This window comes from Crenothrix polyspora (assembly GCF_900163755.1).
Classification (GTDB): domain Bacteria; phylum Pseudomonadota; class Gammaproteobacteria; order Methylococcales; family Methylomonadaceae; genus Crenothrix; species Crenothrix polyspora.
This window is the reverse complement of sequence record NZ_FUKI01000079.1, coordinates 1-19691: the sequence shown is the minus strand read 5'-3', so window position 1 is coordinate 19691 and position 19691 is coordinate 1. Positions and strand designations below refer to the sequence as shown.

Annotated in this window: 21 protein-coding genes and 1 pseudogene; 3 read left to right on the top strand and 19 right to left on the bottom strand. The window is 46.3% G+C overall.

The annotated features are described in order from the left end of the window. Window positions 1–107: 107 nt before the first annotated feature. From CRENPOLYSF2_RS04465 to CRENPOLYSF2_RS04405, 13 genes are all read right to left on the bottom strand, one after another. Window positions 108–830: a ZIP family metal transporter gene (locus CRENPOLYSF2_RS04465; protein ID WP_087142751.1), complete on the bottom strand. Its 723-nt coding sequence runs from the start codon at window positions 828–830 to the stop codon at window positions 108–110. Window positions 831–836: 6 nt separating this feature from the next. Then, complete coding sequence (locus CRENPOLYSF2_RS04460; RefSeq protein WP_087142750.1) at window positions 837–4016, bottom strand: efflux RND transporter permease subunit; 3180 nt, start codon at window positions 4014–4016, stop codon at window positions 837–839. 10 nt (window positions 4017–4026) lie between these two features. Continuing rightward, window positions 4027–5244 (bottom strand): efflux RND transporter periplasmic adaptor subunit, encoded by a 1218-nt coding sequence (locus CRENPOLYSF2_RS04455; protein WP_272867684.1) that lies wholly within the window; start codon window positions 5242–5244, stop codon window positions 4027–4029. A gap of 82 nt (window positions 5245–5326) precedes the next feature. Further along, a complete protein-coding gene (locus CRENPOLYSF2_RS04450) occupies window positions 5327–5773 on the bottom strand; it encodes a hypothetical protein (protein ID WP_087142748.1) in 447 nt (148 codons plus the stop codon). A gap of 346 nt (window positions 5774–6119) precedes the next feature. Then, window positions 6120–6401 carry a type II toxin-antitoxin system RelE/ParE family toxin gene (locus CRENPOLYSF2_RS04445; RefSeq protein ID WP_245807894.1) on the bottom strand — a complete coding sequence of 94 codons (282 nt, stop codon included), beginning with the start codon at window positions 6399–6401 and terminating at the stop codon, window positions 6120–6122. Next, window positions 6401–6643, bottom strand: coding sequence for a CopG family ribbon-helix-helix protein (locus tag CRENPOLYSF2_RS04440; RefSeq protein ID WP_087142747.1), 243 nt, complete (start codon window positions 6641–6643; stop codon window positions 6401–6403). The genes CRENPOLYSF2_RS04445 and CRENPOLYSF2_RS04440 overlap by 1 nt, the downstream gene beginning before the upstream one ends. 98 nt (window positions 6644–6741) lie before the next feature. Further along, window positions 6742–6966: a hypothetical protein gene (locus CRENPOLYSF2_RS04435; protein ID WP_087142746.1), complete on the bottom strand. Its 225-nt coding sequence runs from the start codon at window positions 6964–6966 to the stop codon at window positions 6742–6744. Window positions 6967–6968: 2 nt separating this feature from the next. Beyond that, entirely contained in the window at window positions 6969–8039 is a 1071-nt protein-coding gene (gene arsB, locus CRENPOLYSF2_RS04430; protein ID WP_087142745.1) for an ACR3 family arsenite efflux transporter, read from the bottom strand. Window positions 8040–8102: 63 nt separating this feature from the next. After that, the gene (locus CRENPOLYSF2_RS04425) at window positions 8103–8480 is read right to left on the bottom strand and encodes a rhodanese-like domain-containing protein (RefSeq protein WP_140396797.1); all 378 of its coding nucleotides are present in this window, start codon (window positions 8478–8480) and stop codon (window positions 8103–8105) included. Between the two features lie 124 nt (window positions 8481–8604). Continuing rightward, a complete protein-coding gene (locus CRENPOLYSF2_RS04420; protein WP_473206028.1) occupies window positions 8605–9441 on the bottom strand; it encodes an ArsA-related P-loop ATPase in 837 nt (278 codons plus the stop codon). Between the two features lie 28 nt (window positions 9442–9469). Beyond that, window positions 9470–10579 (bottom strand): ISAs1 family transposase, encoded by a 1110-nt coding sequence (locus CRENPOLYSF2_RS04415; RefSeq protein ID WP_272867686.1) that lies wholly within the window; start codon window positions 10577–10579, stop codon window positions 9470–9472. Between the two features lie 68 nt (window positions 10580–10647). Continuing rightward, window positions 10648–11049, bottom strand: a complete 402-nt coding sequence (locus tag CRENPOLYSF2_RS04410; RefSeq protein WP_176371030.1) for an ArsI/CadI family heavy metal resistance metalloenzyme — start codon at window positions 11047–11049, stop codon at window positions 10648–10650. Between the two features lie 33 nt (window positions 11050–11082). Next, window positions 11083–11409: an ArsR/SmtB family transcription factor gene (locus tag CRENPOLYSF2_RS04405; protein WP_087142742.1), complete on the bottom strand. Its 327-nt coding sequence runs from the start codon at window positions 11407–11409 to the stop codon at window positions 11083–11085. 456 nt (window positions 11410–11865) lie between these two features. Between CRENPOLYSF2_RS04405 and CRENPOLYSF2_RS04400 the strand changes: the two are divergent. Next, window positions 11866–12186: pseudogene (locus CRENPOLYSF2_RS04400) on the top strand (transposase); the annotation flags it as partial. Window positions 12187–12271: 85 nt separating this feature from the next. Here the strand turns inward: CRENPOLYSF2_RS04400 and CRENPOLYSF2_RS04395 are convergent. Then, window positions 12272–13459, bottom strand: a complete 1188-nt coding sequence (locus CRENPOLYSF2_RS04395) for a glycosyltransferase family 2 protein (protein WP_087142741.1) — start codon at window positions 13457–13459, stop codon at window positions 12272–12274. A gap of 281 nt (window positions 13460–13740) precedes the next feature. On the opposite strand from CRENPOLYSF2_RS04395, the gene CRENPOLYSF2_RS04390 reads away from it, so the two are divergent. Further along, a complete protein-coding gene (locus tag CRENPOLYSF2_RS04390) occupies window positions 13741–14562 on the top strand; it encodes a transposase (protein ID WP_087142740.1) in 822 nt (273 codons plus the stop codon). Window positions 14563–14979: 417 nt separating this feature from the next. On the opposite strand, the gene CRENPOLYSF2_RS04385 is transcribed toward CRENPOLYSF2_RS04390, so the two are convergent. The 5 genes from CRENPOLYSF2_RS04385 to radC form a co-directional block, all read right to left on the bottom strand. Next, a complete protein-coding gene (locus CRENPOLYSF2_RS04385) occupies window positions 14980–16593 on the bottom strand; it encodes an ATP-binding protein (protein ID WP_245807893.1) in 1614 nt (537 codons plus the stop codon). Between the two features lie 194 nt (window positions 16594–16787). Beyond that, window positions 16788–17243, bottom strand: coding sequence for a DUF6876 family protein (locus CRENPOLYSF2_RS04375; protein ID WP_087142739.1), 456 nt, complete (start codon window positions 17241–17243; stop codon window positions 16788–16790). Between the two features lie 328 nt (window positions 17244–17571). Next, window positions 17572–17784 (bottom strand): hypothetical protein, encoded by a 213-nt coding sequence (locus CRENPOLYSF2_RS04370; protein ID WP_087142738.1) that lies wholly within the window; start codon window positions 17782–17784, stop codon window positions 17572–17574. Window positions 17785–17864: 80 nt separating this feature from the next. Beyond that, window positions 17865–18332, bottom strand: coding sequence for a hypothetical protein (locus CRENPOLYSF2_RS04365; RefSeq protein ID WP_087142737.1), 468 nt, complete (start codon window positions 18330–18332; stop codon window positions 17865–17867). A gap of 121 nt (window positions 18333–18453) precedes the next feature. After that, window positions 18454–18927 carry a RadC family protein gene (gene radC, locus CRENPOLYSF2_RS04360; protein ID WP_087142736.1) on the bottom strand — a complete coding sequence of 158 codons (474 nt, stop codon included), beginning with the start codon at window positions 18925–18927 and terminating at the stop codon, window positions 18454–18456. 281 nt (window positions 18928–19208) lie between these two features. Between radC and CRENPOLYSF2_RS18485 the strand changes: the two genes are divergently transcribed. Further along, a complete protein-coding gene (locus CRENPOLYSF2_RS18485; RefSeq protein WP_140396796.1) occupies window positions 19209–19541 on the top strand; it encodes a hypothetical protein in 333 nt (110 codons plus the stop codon). The last annotated feature ends 150 nt before the right edge of the window (window positions 19542–19691 follow it).

Here is a 19691-nt window from a genome sequence, read left to right as displayed (position 1 = left end):
TTCTTGCACCCGATAAGTTAAGGGACAGTACGCAATTGGCGGCAAATCCTCGAATAAATTCTGGTTTCTTTCCAGGAAAGCTAACATCTAAATGTCGTTAACAAGCATTAAATAAACATCTCAATCATCAACAACAGGATGAAGCCGACAAAAAACATGGCGGTCTGTGTGCTGGTTTCCGGTACTTCGTGCGCTTCAACAAGCAATTCTTCAACTACCAGATAGAGCAAAGCCGCCAAGGCGAAGGCGAGAACGGCATCCAATAAAGTATCCGAGGCACCGCTCAGTAAGGTCACACCGACCAGTGATCCTGACAATAGCAACAACGCAAAACCTGCCGTGATGAGCATTATATGCTTATTGTCCGCGCCCGCCCCGCGTAAGGAAACCGCCCCCGACAAGCCTAGAAACAATAGTTCCAGTGCTAGCGCGATAGTCAGCAACAGCCCTTGTTTTTGGCCAGCAACAAAACCGAAGCCAATAATCAACCCATCAAGTAAAATATCGATGCCTAATACCATGATAAGACTGGTGGATTGGGAATCCTGAGCAACGCTTTTTTGCTCGGCTTGTTCAGAGAAATGCTTGATGATTAACATAACAGCACAGCCCAAACTGAAACTGATCAGCGTCACCCACGGCATCTTCCGGTGCAACAGGTCAGGCAACAATTCGGTGGCGAGGACACAAAACAATATCCCGGCGGCAAAATGTTGCAGGCCACTGATGACCGATGGTTTCATCGGTCGCCAAAGCGCAACGACACCCCCCATCATAATTGCCATAGCCGGATAAAGCGCGAACCCCAAAATGTTTAGCGTCGCTTGCATTTTTATTTACTCCTTCGTTGAGGCAGTTATTGTTTCGGCAGTCGGCTTGTCATTATCGATGTCCCTTCTATGGGCAAACCAGTAGAGGATCGGCAACACTAACAAAGTCAGCATGGTGGATGACAAGATACCGCCGATCACCACGGTAGCCAAAGGCCGCTGGACTTCAGCCCCGGTTCCCGTGGCAATCGCCATCGGGATAAAACCGAATGAAGCGACTAATGCGGTCATCAGTACCGGCCTTAATCGGGTCAATGCCCCCTCAATAATGGCCTTATCCAGTGACATTCCCTGCTCACGCAAACTACGAATAAAGGCAATCATCACCAAGCCGTTAAGAACTGCAACCCCCGACAGCGCAATAAAACCCACTGCCGCTGAAATGGACAGTGGAATATCCCGCAACCACAGTGCAACCACTCCCCCTGTCAGCGCAAAGGGAATGCCGCTAAAAACCAATAAGCCGTCTTTGGCGTTCCCAAACATCATAAACAGCAAGGTAAAGACTAACAATAATGCCACTGGCACGACAATTTGCAGGCGTTGTGCGGCTGATTGCAACTGCTCGAATTGTCCGCCCCACGTCACCCAATAGCCCGCTGGAATCTTAATGTGCTGCTGTAACTGTTGTTCGGCTTCGGCAACAAACGAACCAATATCACGACCACGCACGTTAGCCGTAACCACAACACGGCGTTTACCGTTCTCGCGGCTGATTTGGTTGGGACTTGGAGCTAATTCAAGATTTGCCACTTCAGCCAGCGGAATGGATGTTGTACTGGCATTACCCGCTTGGGATTGTGGCAATGCAATCGGTAGCCTGTTGAGAGCTTTCAAATCATTGCGCAACTCATCGGGCAAACGAACCAGAATATCAAAACGGCGGTCGCCCTGAAACAAAGTTCCCGCTTTTGTTCCCCCCATTGCAGTAGTCACCGTATCCTGCACATCGCCAATATTCAAGCCATAACGCGCGGTTTTTTCGCGGTCAATATTAACCGTCAGCATCGGCAAACCCGTGGTTTGTTCGATTTTGACCTCGGATGCGCCCTGAATAGTTTTAATCACGGAGGCGATTTGAGTCGCTGTGTCATTCATGGTATTCATATCGTCACCAAATACTTTGATTGCCACGTCACTGCGTACCCCTGAAATCAACTCGTTAAAACGCAGTTGGATAGGCTGGGAAAATTCATAAATATTACCTGGCTGTTTTTCAAGTGTTGCCTGAATTGCTGCAAGCAGCTCATCCCTTGTTTTTTTCGGTTCAGGCCATTGTTCCTGCGGTTTAAGCATAACGTAACCATCTGATACATTAGGCGGCATGGGGTCAGAGGCAATTTCCGCTGAACCAGTACGCGCAAATACCCGTTCAATTTCTGGAAACTGCTGCATTAAGGTTGTTTCAATGCGTTGCTGCATGGCAAGCGATTGTGACAAACTGGTGCTTGGAATACGCATCGCTCCAATCGCAAAATCGCCTTCATTCAAGCTGGGGACAAACTCGCTGCCCATCCGTGTAGCCAACAAGCCTGACAACATCACCATGACCAGTGCAAAAGTTAATATCACCGACTTGTTGCTCATTACACTGTCAAGTATCGGCGCATAGAGACGTTTAGCGGTTTGCATCAGCCTGTTTTCTGTTTCTGAAACTTTATCGCCCATAAAAAGAGCCACAGCCGCTGGAATAAAGGTCACTGAGAGTATCATCGCTCCCAACAAAGCGATCACCACCGTAAAAGCCATCGGGTGAAACATTTTGCCTTCCACGCCCGTCAAGGCAAAAATGGGCAAATACACCACCATGATAATGAGCTGACCGAATAATAATGCCCGCCGCGCTTCTTTGGCTGCGATAAACACTTCATGAAAACTCTCACTGCGAGTCAATGAACGTCCGTGATGCGTTTGGGCATGAGCAAGCCGCCGCACACAGTTTTCAACAATCACCACCGCCCCATCAATAATGATGCCAAAGTCCAGCGCACCTAAACTCATCAGGTTAGCACTGACTTGATACGTTACCATGCCAGTAAAAGTAAATAGCATAGCCAAAGGAATCACCATTGCCGTGATAAGCGCGGCACGAATATTTCCCAAAAATAGGAACAAAATCACAATGACTAAAATCGCCCCTTCGGTTAAATTCCTTTTCACGGTGTTGATGGCTTTATCAACCAGTACCGTTCGGTCATAAACCGTCACCGCCTGAATTCCCTCTGGCAAGCTGCGATTAATCTCAGTCATTCTTTTAGCCACCGCTTGCGAAACGCTGCGGCTATTTTGCCCAATCAGCATCATCACTGTACCTAACACCACTTCGTGACCATTTTCAGTCGCCGCTCCCGTGCGCAGTTCCCGACCGATTTCAACCTTGCCTACATCATGAATACGGATAGGTACGCCTTGCACATTGCTTAAAATAATGTTGCCAATCTCTTCCATCGAACGGACTTGCCCAGGTACACGAATCAGATATTGTTCACCGTGTTTTTCGATATAGCCCGCCCCCACATTGTTATTATTACGCTCCAGTGCGGTGACAATATTTTGTAAGGTTAAACCGTAAGAAATCAGTTTTTCAGGGTTAGGCGCGACCTGATATTGTTTGGCAAACCCACCAATCGAGTTAATCTCGGTAACACCTGGCACATTGCGCAACTGCGGTTTAATAATCCAGTCCTGAATTTCGCGTAAATCAGTGGCTGTGTAAGGTAAGCCATCGGTTTTTTTCGCGCCTTTTTTGGCTTCAACCGTCCACAAATAGATTTCACCCAACCCTGTTGAAATAGGACCCATAGCTAGCGTGATACCTGCGGGAAGTTTGTCTTTAGCCTCTTGAATGCGCTGATTGACCAGTTGCCGTGCAAAATAAATATCCGTGCCATCGTGAAAAATCACAGTCACTTGGGATAAGCCGTAGCGGGATAATGAGCGGGTTTGTTCTAGCTGCGGCAGCCCTGCCATCACGGTTTCAATAGGATAAGTGATGCGCTGCTCAGTCTCCAAAGGAGAGTAACCCGCTGCGCTGGTATTAATTTGTACCTGCACGTTAGTAATATCTGGGACGGCATCAATAGGCAGGTTCTGGTAATTAAAAACCCCAAGTACTGCCATAGCCAATACAGCTAAAATAACTAGCCACCGCTGCTCAATCGCTAAATGAATCAGTTTTTCAAACATCGTAAAATCCTCAATCCTCTTCAACGCTACTTTTGCCGTGTTCTGCCTTAAGAACAAAGCTGCCGTTTACAGCGTAGGGTGTTCCTGATTTAAGCCCTGCCAAGATTTGGGTAACTTTGCCATCAGACAAACCCGTTTTAACCTCCTGAGCAATAAATCCATCGGATACGCGAATAAAAACAACAGGCTTGTCATTAATCGTTTGGATAGCATCGGAGAAGACCGTGATGGGGACTTCAATTTCTTTGGCAGCCACGTCAACTGAAATAAACAAGCCAGGTCGCCACACCATTTGAGGATTAGCCAGCGTTACGCGAGCTTTAGCTGTGCGGGTTTGCTCGCCCATCAGTGCGCCTACATACGACACCGTACCGATTGCTGAAGAATCAAGCGCGGTGGCGTTAATCGTGACTTTTTCTCCCACTTTAACCAGATTAAGGTCTTTGGCGGAAACCATGATTTCTGCCCAAACTGACGATAGGTCGGAAATCATAAAGATACTGGCATCTTCCTTAACCGCCTCCCCCAACGCGATATGTTTTTCAACAATCATGCCGTCAAACGGGGCGCGGATTTCATAGCGGTTTAGTTCGACGGCTTGAGTCACTGCCTTTGGATTTGTGCCTAACGCGATTAATTTTTGTTGGGCGTTATGCACAGCAATTTCCGCTTCTCGTAGAGCTTCTTGAGCTTGCAGGTAGTCTTTTTTCGCTAAAACACCTTCATCTGATAACATCTTTTGCCGTTGATAAGTGACCCGCGCCAAGTCCAACCGCTTCTGGGTAGAAAGCAAATCGCTACGATAGTCGGTGAGTCCCGTGCTGGCGATAACGGCTAAGAGTTGACCTTTTTTAACCTGTTGCCCCAGGTTGGCAGAAACACTTTCAACCACACCGCCGAGACGGGGTACAACATGAGCGGTTTTATCTTCATTAAAGCGAATTTCACCAGGAAGCGTTACAACGCTTTTGATGTGTGCTGCATCTGCGGTTTGCGTTGTGATGCCAGTTTCTTTGATTTGTTCATCAGTCAGCGCAATTTTGCCCTCTTGTTTTGCAGGAAGCTCATCATGGTTTGGTTCGGTAGGTGTTTGGGTTTCCGCTTGGCTTGGTTCGCCTTCTGGCATGGCTTTGTCAATCCTAAGAATAAAAAGACTTAATATCACCCCCACGATGATAATCAGGGCAATAGCTAGCCATTGTTTACGGCTAATCGCATTTGAAAACATATTAATTTTCTCCACAGCATAAATAAAACGCATAGCAGCCCAAAACAATTGGGCTGGGTTAATACGGGCTAGGGAGAGGGCGTTAAATCAAAAGAACGGTGCTGCGTAAAGCCAACAACCGTGAATCGGTAAACAGCGGGGCAAAAAAGAACGGCTGCCTGGTTATCAGCCTGGGAGAATACAGAACCAGTGAAATTAAGAAAAATAGCGGTAAAAATCCTATATCAAACGCTATTTTTGACACATCTAAAGGCAGTGGCGTGTGAGCATCGCCGTCCAAAGGAATATCGGCACAGGGCGAGAAGCAGGGTGAATTACTGTTAGCAAAATAGGTTTTGGCTTCGCTTTTAAATGAAACTTTAGCCTTGTCATGCTGTTCTTGTGCAACGCGTTCTACCGCAACATGACCGTCTGCACCAAAACACAGCACAAACGGTGAAACATCCTGATGACCAAAACCAAAATGGGTCAGAACTGTTAGTATCAGTACAAAAGAGAGCCAAGTTTTGCAGTTTCGTAGAATATCCATTTGCCTAATAATACACCACTAGATAAATCGTTGGCAGCATTCTTTTACAATTAACATAATTGGTTAACAAATTACTGTAATCACTTGGAATAAATTGATTATAGCCATTTTGCAAAGCGCTAAGTAGTTACTCATTGAGTGCTCAATTTAACCCTCTCAATGTTTCAACAAAAAGCGTACAGCAATATATAAATAACTGATGTTACGCAGTCGGTCAGAAGAATCAATGGCTGTAGCAAATTCAAAAATTCGTAACTTATTGATTTTTAAAAATTGGTGCGTAACATCAGTAAATAATAAATTTATTAGCTTATTAGCTATAAAAATATTTAAAAACCCGTTAGGTTTACCTATCTTCCCTGCCGTGCCAAAGGCGCAAAACCGTAATGAGTGTCTCCACCACCTCGTAGCGCAGCTCATAGTCACCGACAACCAAGCGCCTCACCTCGTGTGGTTCAAATTCAGTAAGCCGCTCACCCAGCTGAGGATAGGTACGAAGTTGTTCAGCGGAAGCCACCAACTTTTGTACGATTTTGGCCGCAGTACGTGGGTTGGCCGGATGAAGAAAGGCATGAAGGCGAACCAAATCACGGTTGGCACTCGTTGTCCACTGGAGAACCAAAGGCATTACCCCGAATGATCGAGGCTTTCAGCCCAAGCTGCAACAGACGCATGATCAACCACGCGACCCGCATCCACATCGGCCAAACCTTCCAGCGTGAGCTGATGGCGTTTGGCTTCCAATGCAACCCAGGAAGTCAATGCCTGTCGGACGATCCAACCTTTTGGGCGGTCGAGCCGTGTAGACAGCAAGTCAACTTGCTCGGCAAGGTCAACAGGGATATGGGCAGTAACAACACGGCTATTCATGGCGATTCATTTCAAATAAAAGTTAATCGATTATACTCACATTGATTAAAAAACCGCAAACAATAAACAACAGATTGAATTAAAAATCAAAAAGCTAATTATACGGCCAAGCCGCATTCTTCAAATTTGCCGTATTTTTCCATTTGCTTACGGTACATGAAATTGTTGTACTCTTTTTCACTGGCAAAACCGTTCTGTTGCCACAGTTCCAACGGTTTTTTCTTAACGGGTACTTGCTGTTCCAGTTCCCAATCGTGCCCCCCAATCTTCCTTGAGCGTGTTAACCAAAAACCCAGCGTTGACACCCATACGTTAAACGCCACAATTACCGCTTCGTGACCCGATAGTTTGAGATTTGCGTCGAATAAAACTTCGTTTTAAACCAATAAGCGACATTAACCAATAAAATTAATGCCGGTACTTCAATAAGAGGGCCAATAACCCCCGCAAACGCCTGGCCACTGTTAATGCCAAACACACCAATGGCTACCGCAATGGCAAGTTCAAAATTATTTCCGGCAGCAGTGAAAGCAACGGATACATTTTTGGCGTAGTCTTTTTCAAAATAGTACGCCAAGCCAAAGCTGCTGAAAAACATAACAGCGAAATAAATGGCTAACGGTAGCGCAATTTGCAACACATCTAATGGGATTGCGACAATCAATTGGCCTTTCAAGCTGAACATCAACACGATGGTAAATAACAGCGCTATTAATGTAATGGGCGAAATACGCGGTAGATAAACTTGTTCGTACCACGCCTCGCCTTTCCATTTAATTAAAGCAAAGCGGCTCAAGATACCCGCAACAAACGGAATGCCTAAATAAATAGCCACGCTTTGGGCAATTTGACGAATAGTAATATCAACTTCAAAACCCTTTAAACCCAATAACGGCGGCAACCAAGTAATAAAAATATAGGCATAAACACTGTAAAACAATACTTGCAGAATGCTGTTGATAGCGACCAAGCCAGCGGTGTATTCCCTATTGCCGCCTGCAAGTTCACTCCATACAATCACCATCGCAATACAAGGGGCAATACCAATCAGCATCAAACCCATCATGTATTCAGGCTGATTTTTCAGGAAAATAATCGCCAACGAAAACATCACCAAGGGCGCAATAACCCAAATCAAAAACAAGGTTACGCCAATGAGTTTGAGATTGGAAAACACCGTGCCGATCTTGCTGTAATTCACTTTTGCCAACGGCGGGTACATCATCAAAATTAGCCCGATTGCTAAGGGAATATTGGTGGTGCCACTGGAAAACGAATTAAAAAACGCGCTACTTTCGGGCAAAAAATAACCCAAACCTACACCAAACGCCATCGCTAGAAAAATCCACAACGTTAAAAAACGATCTAAAAACCTTAATTTTTTTCTTTCGGACATAACAACCTATTTAGCGAATTAATGCCCATCTTAATGATGGGCAAACTTTATTTCGTTTACGAGTTATTTATTCAGATTAGTTTTGTAAGAATAACCTGCGTCTATCCATGCGGAAATACCGCCTGGCATACGATACAAATTGGTATAGCCGAGTTTTTTTGCCCAAGAGGCAGCATTATGTGAGCGGCCGCACTTAGTAAGACCGCAATAAATAACGATTTTCTTGTTTTTATCACTCCCTAGTACGGCACGATAATCCTCTTTCGTAGGATTATTAGGCATTGCCACGTCCTTTTCCCAATTCCCCAAATGATTGGATTGAAAACCGAAATGCCGTGCGCCATCAATGTATGCCAGATTGTATTCCTCTGTAGGGTGCGCATCGATAAGCACAAAGTCTTCTTTAACATCAATCATCTGTTTCAATTCGGCGACACTCAAAAGATTATAACCAGCTTGTAGGGTTTCTTTAGCAACTTTAAATGAGACACCATTAAGCTGATGCGCTTATTTTTCATAGATTTTCCTTTGGGTTGTAATCAGTTAATAACGCTTTCTGAGCGTTTCAATCTACGCCGTAACCCGATAATTCCAGCAAGCAATCAATGCCAACAGGTTCTTTTTTAAGCAACGGAACGACGGCGTAGCGTTGGGAATAGCCGTCGGCCACTGACGCGATTTTGTCGAGTTCGTTTAAAGCCCGCTGACGTAATAATGGCGAATGAGGTTGGGCTAATGCCACGCTGTTATTGATAATCCAAGCCCAAGGCTCAATTCCAGCGCGACGCAAATCGACTTGCAAGTTTGCCGCTTCTAAAACTGGCGTAGTTTCAGCCAGCGTTACCAGTAACACTTTGGTTCGTTTCGGGTCTTGCAACTGCATCATCGGGGTTAGGTAATGTAGGCCGCTGCTCATTTGGCGTTCGACTTCACGGTGATACGCGCCTGTTGCATCAAGCAGCAATAACGTGTGTCCGGTAGGTGCGGTGTCCATCACCACAAATTTTTTGCCTGCTTCACGAATAATGCGCGAAAAGGCTTGAAATACCGCAATTTCTTCGGTGCAAGGTGAACGCAAATCTTCTTCCAACAACGCGCGACCTTGGGCATCCAGTTTTGCACCTTTAGTTTCTAAAACGTGTTGACGGTAGCGTTCCGTCTCGGCGTGTGGGTCTATGCGACTGACGGTTAGATTATCCAAAGCGCCATTCAAAGTTTCAGTTAAATGCGCTGCCGGGTCTGAAGTGGTCAAATGCACTGGCAAGCCACGGTGCGCCAATTCCACCGCAATGGCGGCGGCTAATGTCGTTTTACCCACGCCGCCTTTGCCCATTAACATCACCAAGCCGTGCCCATCCGCCGCGATGCCATCAACCAATTCAGACAAAGTAGGCGCGTTCAATTCAATGGGTGAATCCAGGGCTACCTCATTAAAATACCTGAGCCAAAACCTCGGTTAAAAGAGAGTCATCCCAACCAGCCGCCTTGCGCATACGTTTGACACTCATGCGTTTCTTTGGAGCTTGCCTGATCATGTTCAAGGCCGCATGGCGGATAATGGCGACATTGGCGGGGGCATTGTCTTTGCGTATGCGGCTTTGGTCTTCACCGAACGACATGTCCAGTACCCAATGGAGCTGGTTTTCTATGCCCCAGTGCAAACGCACGGCGGCCAGCATCCGAGCTGCCGGTGCCTGCGAGCTGCTAATAAAGTATCGGGTTTCCCGGGTTGTCGTGTCGCCGATGAGCCGCTCACTGTCAATCGCGATAATACTGCTTAAATTTTTCCACTCAGGATGGCGCTCCTTGAGCCATTCAATGTCTGTACTCAATCGGCACTGCCGGACTTCAATTCGCCCATGACCTTTATCAATGGTTTCTGCGTGGCTCATCCGGGTCAACGACGTGGGGGCGGGCTGTTCAAAATGCAGGCGCACATCATCATGTAGGCCGCTTTGATTGCCTTTGAGTGCCAACAAGTAATCGCCGCCTTTATCGATGATTTTCTCGGCAATAGCCTTTTGGCAGCCCATGGCATCAATGGTGACGATGGCACCGCGTACATCCAACCATTCCAATAGCTCAGGAATGGCGGTGATCTCGTTGGATTTCTCACTGGTTTTAACCTGTCCTAATACGATTCCCGCTTCGCTGGCAAAGGCTGACACTAAGTGTATGGGTGACTGCCCGCCCTCATGGCTGCCGCGTAGCGTTTTGCCATCAATCGCCACCACCTTGCCCGCCACTTCAGGGCTGAGCCATTCCTTAACCCATTGGATAAAAAGGTGTTGGAACTGGGTGGTATCAATGGCACGGAAAAACCGCCGCAAGGTGTCGTCGCTCGGAACACCGGACTCATACGGCAGATACTGGCGTAAAAACATCAACTTCGATTTGCCAAACATCTCTATGTCATCCCAGCTTTCTGCCCCGCAGATCACTGCGCATAACGTCAGCAGTAGTATTTCGGGCATCGGATGCAACTTTTTTCGTTCAATCCGGGGATCGTCGAGCTGGCCAAAAATATCTAAAAAATCCATTTCTTCCTCATCCTTGATCATTGTTTATGCCGCTATTATCTTAAATCCTGTTGGTTGGGTTGCTATTTTTAATGAGGGAGCCCTGTGGGTGAATCCATCACCACTTGCGTTTGCGGTGGTGGCTCGCTCAACGTTTCCCAGGCAATGCCTTGGGGATCAATCGTCCAATATTTATTGCTTTCGCTGTAACAGCAAGCCGCCGCTTTCTGTTCTTCAACCTGTAAGGAGGCCTTGGTGAGCTGTTGATTCAACGCTTCCAGTTCATTGTCTGAATCTACCTGGATTCCTAAATGATCCAGTCCGGCTTTGGCACCACGTTCGGAAATCGCAAAATTTATTCGCGGATCATCTAACATCCATTTTGCATAATCGGGTTTCGTTACACTCGGCCCAGTACCGAATAAAGCCGAGTAGAAGCCGATGCTTTCAGCAAGGTTGCTGACAGATAGATGGACATGGAAGCGTTTCATGAAAGTGGGTTTCCTGTTAAGAACATCAAAAGGTTAAGCGCCTTCTTCGCAACAAGGCGTTTCAACACCGCACGAAGCACCGGCACAACAATTTTCTGTGAGAAAGCCTAACAGTTCATTCATGGCTGCGAAATTGGCGGCATAGTAGATAAAACGGCTTTCCTGCCGAGCGGTAATTAGCCCTGCATTGGACAATTCTTTTAGGTGAAAAGATAAGGTGGCATTAGGGATGTTTAACTCCTTGGCAATTAGCCCTGCCGGAAGACCTGATTCCCCTGTTTGCACAAGCAATCGGAACAAAGAAAGACGGGTTTCCTGGGCAATGGCAGCCAAGGCTTTGACAGCAATATTTAATTTCATATTTCCAATATATTAGAAATATGAAATTAAGTCAACCGCATTTAAATGGCAAAGAACAATCCGAGAAAAAGAAAAATCTAAAGTGATGGGTACGTTTAAACAAACGACAGAATTGTTTCATAGAATTTCTTTAAAAACTAGAGATGGCGTGGCGTTAGGCTACTTTCAAGCTTCCCAATTTTAACCATGTTTAACCTGCTGTTTTTTGGGAAGCCGTTACCATCATCACTCAGTAACTCGAAAGGCATAGAAAAAACGAACGTTTAACCGATAAATAAAATTAGACGAAACTGTCTGATATTCCTATATGTTTTATTACAAAATAAGCCATAATTTCAGGTATTCATCGAATAGTACAGCAACGGCTGAGAGGCAAGGTAAATACACTGACAGTTTACGTCTTGTCGTTGCTCAAAATCCTATGAAACAATTCTGTCGTTTGTTTAAACTTACCCCAAAGACGGCAGCATCGGCCTATTGAATCTGGTATGCAGTGATTTGGCGTGCAACGGCGAACAAGTCGCCACGATCTACCAAAAACGGTGGAAAGTCGAGGAGTTCCATAAATCATTAAAATCCAATGCAGGGTTGGCAAAGTCACCGACCCGCACTGTTACCACCCAGAATAACCATGTCTTCATGTCGATCTATGCCGTATTCAAACTGGAATGTCTGAAGATAAAACACAAGGCCAACCATTTTGCACTACGGACTAAGCTATTCATCAAAGCCAACCAGATGGCATATGAAGAGTTGCAGAAATTACGGGCTGCGTAACATCAGTTATATAATTTGGCGTTAATTAACCCCTATCAGCTACCGCTAAAATTTGTAACGTTGCCTGGCAGCGACCAACAAAACCTTACAGCTTTACTCTTTGCCCCGCCCTTAATTGCTCTACAGGATACAATGTTCCCCGCCAATAGACCCCACGGTTTTGAAAACACTTCCAAGCCGCGTTGGCCATGATAGTGGCAATTAACAGGATGCCGATAGGCAGCAGCAGATAGAAGGGGATTTCCTTATTCGATTCTTTGGGTACAACAAAAGCAACGATGATATTGGTTAACCAAGCCAAAGAGCCAATTCCCATCAGAATAACATCGCCACTAAGCATACCCAGCGCCAATGCAACGGAGGGCAGAAGCCCCATAGCCAACAAGAACAACACAATCCCTATTTGTTTAAAGTAACTGTATTGCGAACCGGGACCGAAGGTGTTTTTTTCCAAACCGCTAAACGCTTGGCTGAGATTTTCATACCAGGCAAACTTTATGAGTCCCAAGCCATCCGCCACTCTGGATTTTGCACCATGTTGCTTGAGCATATAGCCAACACCCATATCATCGGCCGGTTCCATTTTCAGCCACTCAAATCCTTTGGTCTGATTAAATACCTTGGCTTCAACTAAATTAAACGCACCGATGCCAATGGCGTTATTCCCTTTATTTTCATTAATATCCGGAATTCGCGCAGCATTACAAAACAATAATAAAAATCCAATACAGGTAACATCTAGCCAAAAGTCGTTGTACAGCTCTGCTTCTGGTAGACACGTCAAATGTTGAACCTGTTGGCTTTGTGCATAATAGACAGCCGACCGTAACATGTCTGGTTTAAAGGTAATATCAGCATCGCTGAATAAATACCATTCTCCTTTTGCCAACTTGACACCTTGATGTAACGCATGTACCTTGCCGAGCCAGCCATTAGGTAATTCGGTAATATCAATGGGTCTCAGTCTGCCGTCCATTGCTGCAATTCGATCTATGATCGCTTTTGTCCCGTCGGTTGAGCGGTCATTAATAACAATTAACTCGAATCGAGGATAATCTTGATTAAGACGCGAAAGTAAAGACTCTTCCAAGTGTTCCTCTTCATTACAGGCAGGAATAATGATACTCACCATGGCGAGTTCAGCATCGTCATAATTGGCTGGTTTTACTTGCTTTTTAAGTACAGGTAAGGAATTCATCGTATAGTTAAGATATACCAGCATATACACCCAAATTACACAAATCGCCAAACTAAACAAATAAAAAATAATCAATTTCCTCCTCCCTTCTTCAACGTACTAATCAAACTTCGGCATACGCCAGATTTATTTATACCTCAGGTCACTTAAGTCTAAAATTATATCATTGCGACCTTTGTTGTGGATGGCTTTGTTGTTTGGGAATGTATCAAATAGCACACCCCTATCGCACCGTTAAAGTTAATTTCGGAGCCAAAGCTACATATAACCGAGTTTTCACTACCGTACACTTTTTGAAAGCCCCTTGCGATTTTTTAACAGTTTGATAATTTAGTGAATTTTTATGCAAATTCACCATGCCAAATTGTCATAAGGTTTATAGAGCAATACATCAAGCATTAATCAAAGTGTTGGGTTTTGATGTGAAAGGTAACCAAGCAAGACACCTGAATGTCATGGTGGGATTTATTTGTGGGATTGTCCAAAGTGGCGAGGTAAAGCTATCTGAAGTTGCCAGCGAAATACCCAAAGCAGGCCAAGAAGAAAGTAAGATCATGCAGTTGCGTCGCTGGCTGAAGAATGAGTCGGTTGATATTGACCTGTATTACCTGCCTTACATCAAACAAATATTGAAGGCGCTTGCGCGGCAAACGATAGTTCTTATTATCGATGGCAGTACGACAGGAAGTGGCTGTATCACCTTAATGGTTAGCGTGCTCTATAAAGGAAGGGCTATTCCGGTGTTATGGATGACTCGCAAAGGAAAAAAAGGCCACTTTCCTGAGGCGATGCACATTGAACTGATCCGGGCGGTGCAATCCCTCATACCGATAGGTGCAGATGTTATCTGTCTCGGAGATGGGGAATTTGATGGCCCAGGATGGTTAACCACAATCAAAGGTTTCGGCTGGCATTATGTGTGCCGTACCAGTAAGGATGCTGCCTTATACGAAGAAGGCGAACGTTTTCAGCTGCCTGAAGTATGCCCTAATCGGGGTGGTAAGCCAGTCTACATTGGAGGACTTGAGTTTACCGATAAGCGTAGCGCAATTGTCAATGCCGTAGCATGGTGGGGAAGCTCGCATAAAAATCCCATATTCTGGGTAACGAGTTTTGAAACGGCATATGAAGCACATTTTTGGTATTGCCAACGTTTCAGAATTGAAACTCTGTTATGAAAAGCCGAGGATTCAATTTGCATAAAAGCGGCCTAAAATGCCCAAAGCGAGTTTCTCGATTACTAATTGCAGCAGCCTTGGCTTACATTTGGATGATCTATCTGGGAGGGTATGCTTTACAAAATGGCTGGCAGATATTGATCCATCGTAAGAAACGGTGTGATTTGAGCCTCTTCAAATTGGGGTGTCGCCTATTAAAAAGGTTATTGTCCAGTAACTTAGCGCTACCCCCATTTAGCATAGACTTAAGGGTAACGCCATGAAATTAGCTAACTATGCCCTGATTTAAAAAGTGTACGGTACTCAAACCGAGTTACCCACAAAAATCGTGGGTAACTGGTATTTTGATGCCCTAAAAACATCGGTAACGGATATGAAAACTCCTTATTTCACATCTCAGGTTAAGTAAACATCCGATCAAGCAGCAACAACCGAAGCCACATGGCCTTCAGCATTAATGTTGACGACAAACGACTTATCATACAAAGACGGACAACCTGCAAAAACCGGCAACAACCGTTGCAGGGCATCCGCAGGATCGTTCGCGGTATTGGCCACCACGAATGACGCAAAAGCCGCCATATCCGCCTCGTGCGCTGATTCCTGAAAATCGTCATGCTCATTCCGGTACGTTGAAATTTGCTTGAGGACATAGCCCGACGCATCACTCTTCGGTACAATCACGGTCTCCTCGTTTTCGCTGCCCAAGTAACAGGCATCGTCGCTGATTTCAACACAATCATCACCGATCCGAATCCGGTAGGCTTCGCAAAAGCGCACACCTACCCAAACCCAATCACCTTGAAACTGGGCAGCGTGGGTTTCATCCACCAGCTCAAGCGACAGCGGTTCATCCTTAAGATTTCGCACCAGCGCATGTATCCAATGGCCACTGTCCAGCCCGCCGTTATAAACCAGGCTGCCCCGTTTCCAGGCAAACAGGTTGCGGGCGGCACCATCGGTCGCTATGTCATCACCCATGGACACCACTTCACCTGCCTCAATCTCTGCACGGGTCATGGCGTTATCGGGCATGGACACAAAGTCTGTGTAGATTTCCGTATTACATACCGGATAATCATTGATGGTTAACAAGGCTTCCCTGGGCACCACCGGCACATCATTGAGCAGTGCCAATAGGTGCCAATGGCGCAGCATCTCGTAAAACAGGATGAAGTCTTCCGCAGGCAGTTTCGCTTTAAGATCCACAAAATGGCGCTCAAGTTCCGCTGTCAAAATAGCCTTTATCCGAGCGACCACATCAATTTCATCAATTAGCTTGTCGCGATCCGGTAGCCGTGCATAAAAACGGGCCGAATCCAGATGGATGACATGCCGGTGTCGTGTTGAAAACCAGTGCTGGCAATAACTGTAAGAGCTGTACACAGGCAAGCCTTGTAAATACACCTCAAACTCGTTATGTACACCATCCGGCCTATCCACACCCGACAAATACACCGATCCGATTGCCGTGTCTATAAACATAAGGCCTGAATCCAGTGCATGTTTCCGATCCAGAACCTTACCGTTAAGTATCACCGGAACCGGAAAACCACGCGCCACATTTTGCAAAATGCTGTCGATGCGTTCCAGTTCCAGCTCAACCCCAGTTAAAGTGATCGTCGTCATGCCATCCCAGTCCAGCACCGGCTTAACAGCAACCGGTTTGAACGACAAGATATCCGCCGTAGCACAACACAGACTGCCGCTTTTGCTGACAACCGTGATGTGACTGCACGCAAACAGCGCAGATAAAAAACCTAGCCCAAAGGGATTTTCGATTGCCATTACCTCAGCATCCCAACCGGATTCTGCGACGGTCAGCAATGTTGCAATGGAATCGATTCCACAGCCATCATCGGTCACCCGAAGGATTTGGGTTTCGGGGGCAAATTCAAACACAACCTGGGTTGCCTTGGCACGACGAGCATTTTGCATGAGCTCGTTTAACACGTTCGTCTTATTGGTGAAACTGTATTTCAAACTTTTCACCAGATTGGCTTGGTTCACTTTCATCGCTATTTTGTTCATTGGTTTAATCTCCAGATTTTAAAATGAATACCGGGAGACAAAACAATCCCGCAGGGAAGTTTGTTCCCGGCGGGTAGTAAAAAGCGCGTCTCAACCCCACAGTTTTTTCAAGCACTGCGAGGTTAATGCACTGGGTAAAAAAGCCCCTGACATGTCAGAGGCTAAACAGGTAAAAGTGTGGTGCAACTAAAAAATCAATATTCGCCGGGTAACAGCAAAATATCGCCGGTCAGGTAAAACTTCCAGATACCGGCCTGAAGGTCGGTGTAAGTGATGTGGCTGGTTTTGATAACTCGGCCATTGCCATCATCGACGACACAATCGGCCTTATTGTCTTTGACGGTAATACTGACCATCAAAAACGCCTCTTTTTTTAATAACTGCCAAGTGTCAGTGGCAATCAGATCCAGCAACCAATAAGCGCCTTGTTCCCCGCCATTTTCAGCAAAGAACTTGATGCCGTCGGTATAGTGCATTTTCCTGTTAAGGCCATGCCGATACCAGTTTTCACTGCCGGTGTACTGGCGCAGTTCATGGGTTAATTGCTCAGATGTTAAACGTCTGGGCTGTTTTTCGTCATCATCAAGGGCGGGGTTTGATCCAGCGCCTTGGGGAGTTGAAAGAATTGCAGTAGTAAGTTCAGTGGTCATGGTGTTGCTCCAAAGGTTAAAAACGGGGCAACACAAAACCCTAATGGGGATTATTTAGCCCGTCAGGTTAAAGTTAAATAAAAGCAAAGTAGAAAACGCCTGCAACGATTCCCACGGGAACCGGCTATCGGCAGTGCAGGCTCGCGATAGCAAAAGGTGTTACTGAATACGCAGTAACCACGGGTAAAGCCGGTTGCATCAAAGATGCTTTTACCAATACCGGTGGTGTACACCGGCACTCGAAAAAGCTCCCTAAACAACAGGAGCTAAGGTTAAATTCACGACGGCCGCCAAGCAATGGAACATCACCCAACCGTCACCCTAAACCCTACCCATTATTAACGGGGTCGGGCAGTAAAAACATCCACCACTGTGACTCACCTAAATAACGCTGGGTGACCGGGTGAAATTCAACCAGTTCAGCCACCGCTGAAACCCCACGCGGTGGCCGGTAACTTCTTGGATCATGGTTGCCTACCCATCGCCCGGCTTTTTTGCCGTCACCAAGCGGGAAGAATTTACTGACATATCGTGTTGCCATGTGCTGCTCCGGATTAAGGCCGGGGCAGCACAATCCACCTGACGGGGAAAGGCATCCCCGGCAAGGTTTCAGTTAAAGTTTTACGCTGCGGCTTCGTGCAGCGCGGGGGTTAAAGGTGTAAGCGTGTACCATTCATTGCCGGTTGGCGAGTCATGGTGAAAGTTTTGAATCTTAAAACGACATCCGTCTTCAATATAAATGTGGAATGTGCAGTCGGTTTTCGGCAGGACATTGGCTAAAAAATCGCGGCCATTATCGGCAACAAATTCGGTAAAACCCTGACGGTTGTTCCAACCGAAGTTGATAACTTCGCCCTGCCAATGCCCACCTGCATTGATTGCCAGCATTTTCTCAGTCAACTCGGCCAGCATAAAATCCCATTCCAAAGTGACCAGGTCACTGTCTTCACAGGCCATGCGAAAGCCTTCGTCTTCATCGGCGGCTTGCCCATTTTCAACCAGAAACTGAGCCTGGTGTTGGGTGATGCCAAAAGTGTCCCAAGTTAAAAACAGCACCAGACCTTCTGGTGTTTGTGTGTCGTTTGTCATTAGTGTTGCCCTCGGTTAAAGCCGAGGCAACACAATCCGCCTAACGGGGAACTGTGTCCCCGGCAAGGTTAAGTTGTAAAAGTATAATCAGATCATCAAGTCAAAGCTGGCTGTTAAAACGCTACAAATAGCCATGTTCTTTTAAAGAATACACATCGCTACCACACACCAAATGGTCCAGCACCGTAATATCGACTAAATCCAGTGCCGATTTCAGTTTTTCGGTAATACTGATGTCGGCCTGGCTGGCTTCAGAAATGCCGGACGGATGGTTGTGTGCCAAAATCACCGCCGCCGCGTTGTGCAAAAGGGCCGCCTTGACGACTTCCCTGGGGTAGACGTTGGCCGCATTGATCGTGCCCCTGAACAGCTCATCACAACTGATGATCCGGTGTTGGTTATCCAGGAACAGCACCATGAAAACCTCGTACTCATACGCGATGAGCTTGAGTTTGATGTATTTCCCCGCTTCAATGGGACTCGACAACGACGTGCCGCGATCCAGGTACTGGTTATAAATATGGGTCGCCTCAGCAATGACATCATCGTTATGTGCAGGCTGGTATTGACCGGGTAAAATTTGAATGAATAACATGGGTTGCTCCAGGTTTAATGGGTTAAAACCGGGGCAACACAGCCACCTGACGGGGAATGGTTATCCCGGACAGGCTAAAGTTAAATAACAGCAGTAGAAGGCGCTTGCGACAATCCCCACAGGGATCGGCTATCGGCATTGCAAGCTCGCGATAGCAAAAGGTGTCACTGAAACCGCAGTGACCACGGTGAAAAAGCGTTGCTTTTGCCTTAGCAGCCAGGACTTGGCCATTAAGGCAAAAGCCGCCAGGCCAGATTGCCCTGGGCTGGCGGTGTATTTCTTTGTTAAAACAGGCTTGCAACAGACCCTCCGATAAAAACAGCGTACCGAGCTTCCCCAATAATAAACTGGCGACGCATGTTTTTGGTACACGGTTGGGCAGACAAACCCTGGTCATTCAGGCACGGTCAATTCCGTACAAAAGGAGCCGTCATTTCCCGGCGACGACAGCCGGTGGTGTTGAAATGAAGGCACAAGGCCTTCCAAAAATAGCCTGCTTTGGTAAGCCATTTTTGGAAAACGCCGGACACCCGATTTCTCTTGCACCCCAAACGACAAGCCGTCCACCGTGCAAAACCATCACGCATTCAATTGTTAAACAGCGTAAGCCTTAAGCTGCTAACGAATGATGCTCTTTCGTAACAGGGCTTGATGTTTGTAAGAATTAAGTGTTTTATAAACTGGTTTTATCCTGTGCTTAATCCCAGGAAACCAGGTTTCATCGGGCTTATAAAGTAATGCCGATGAGTAGGAGTATTTCGAGA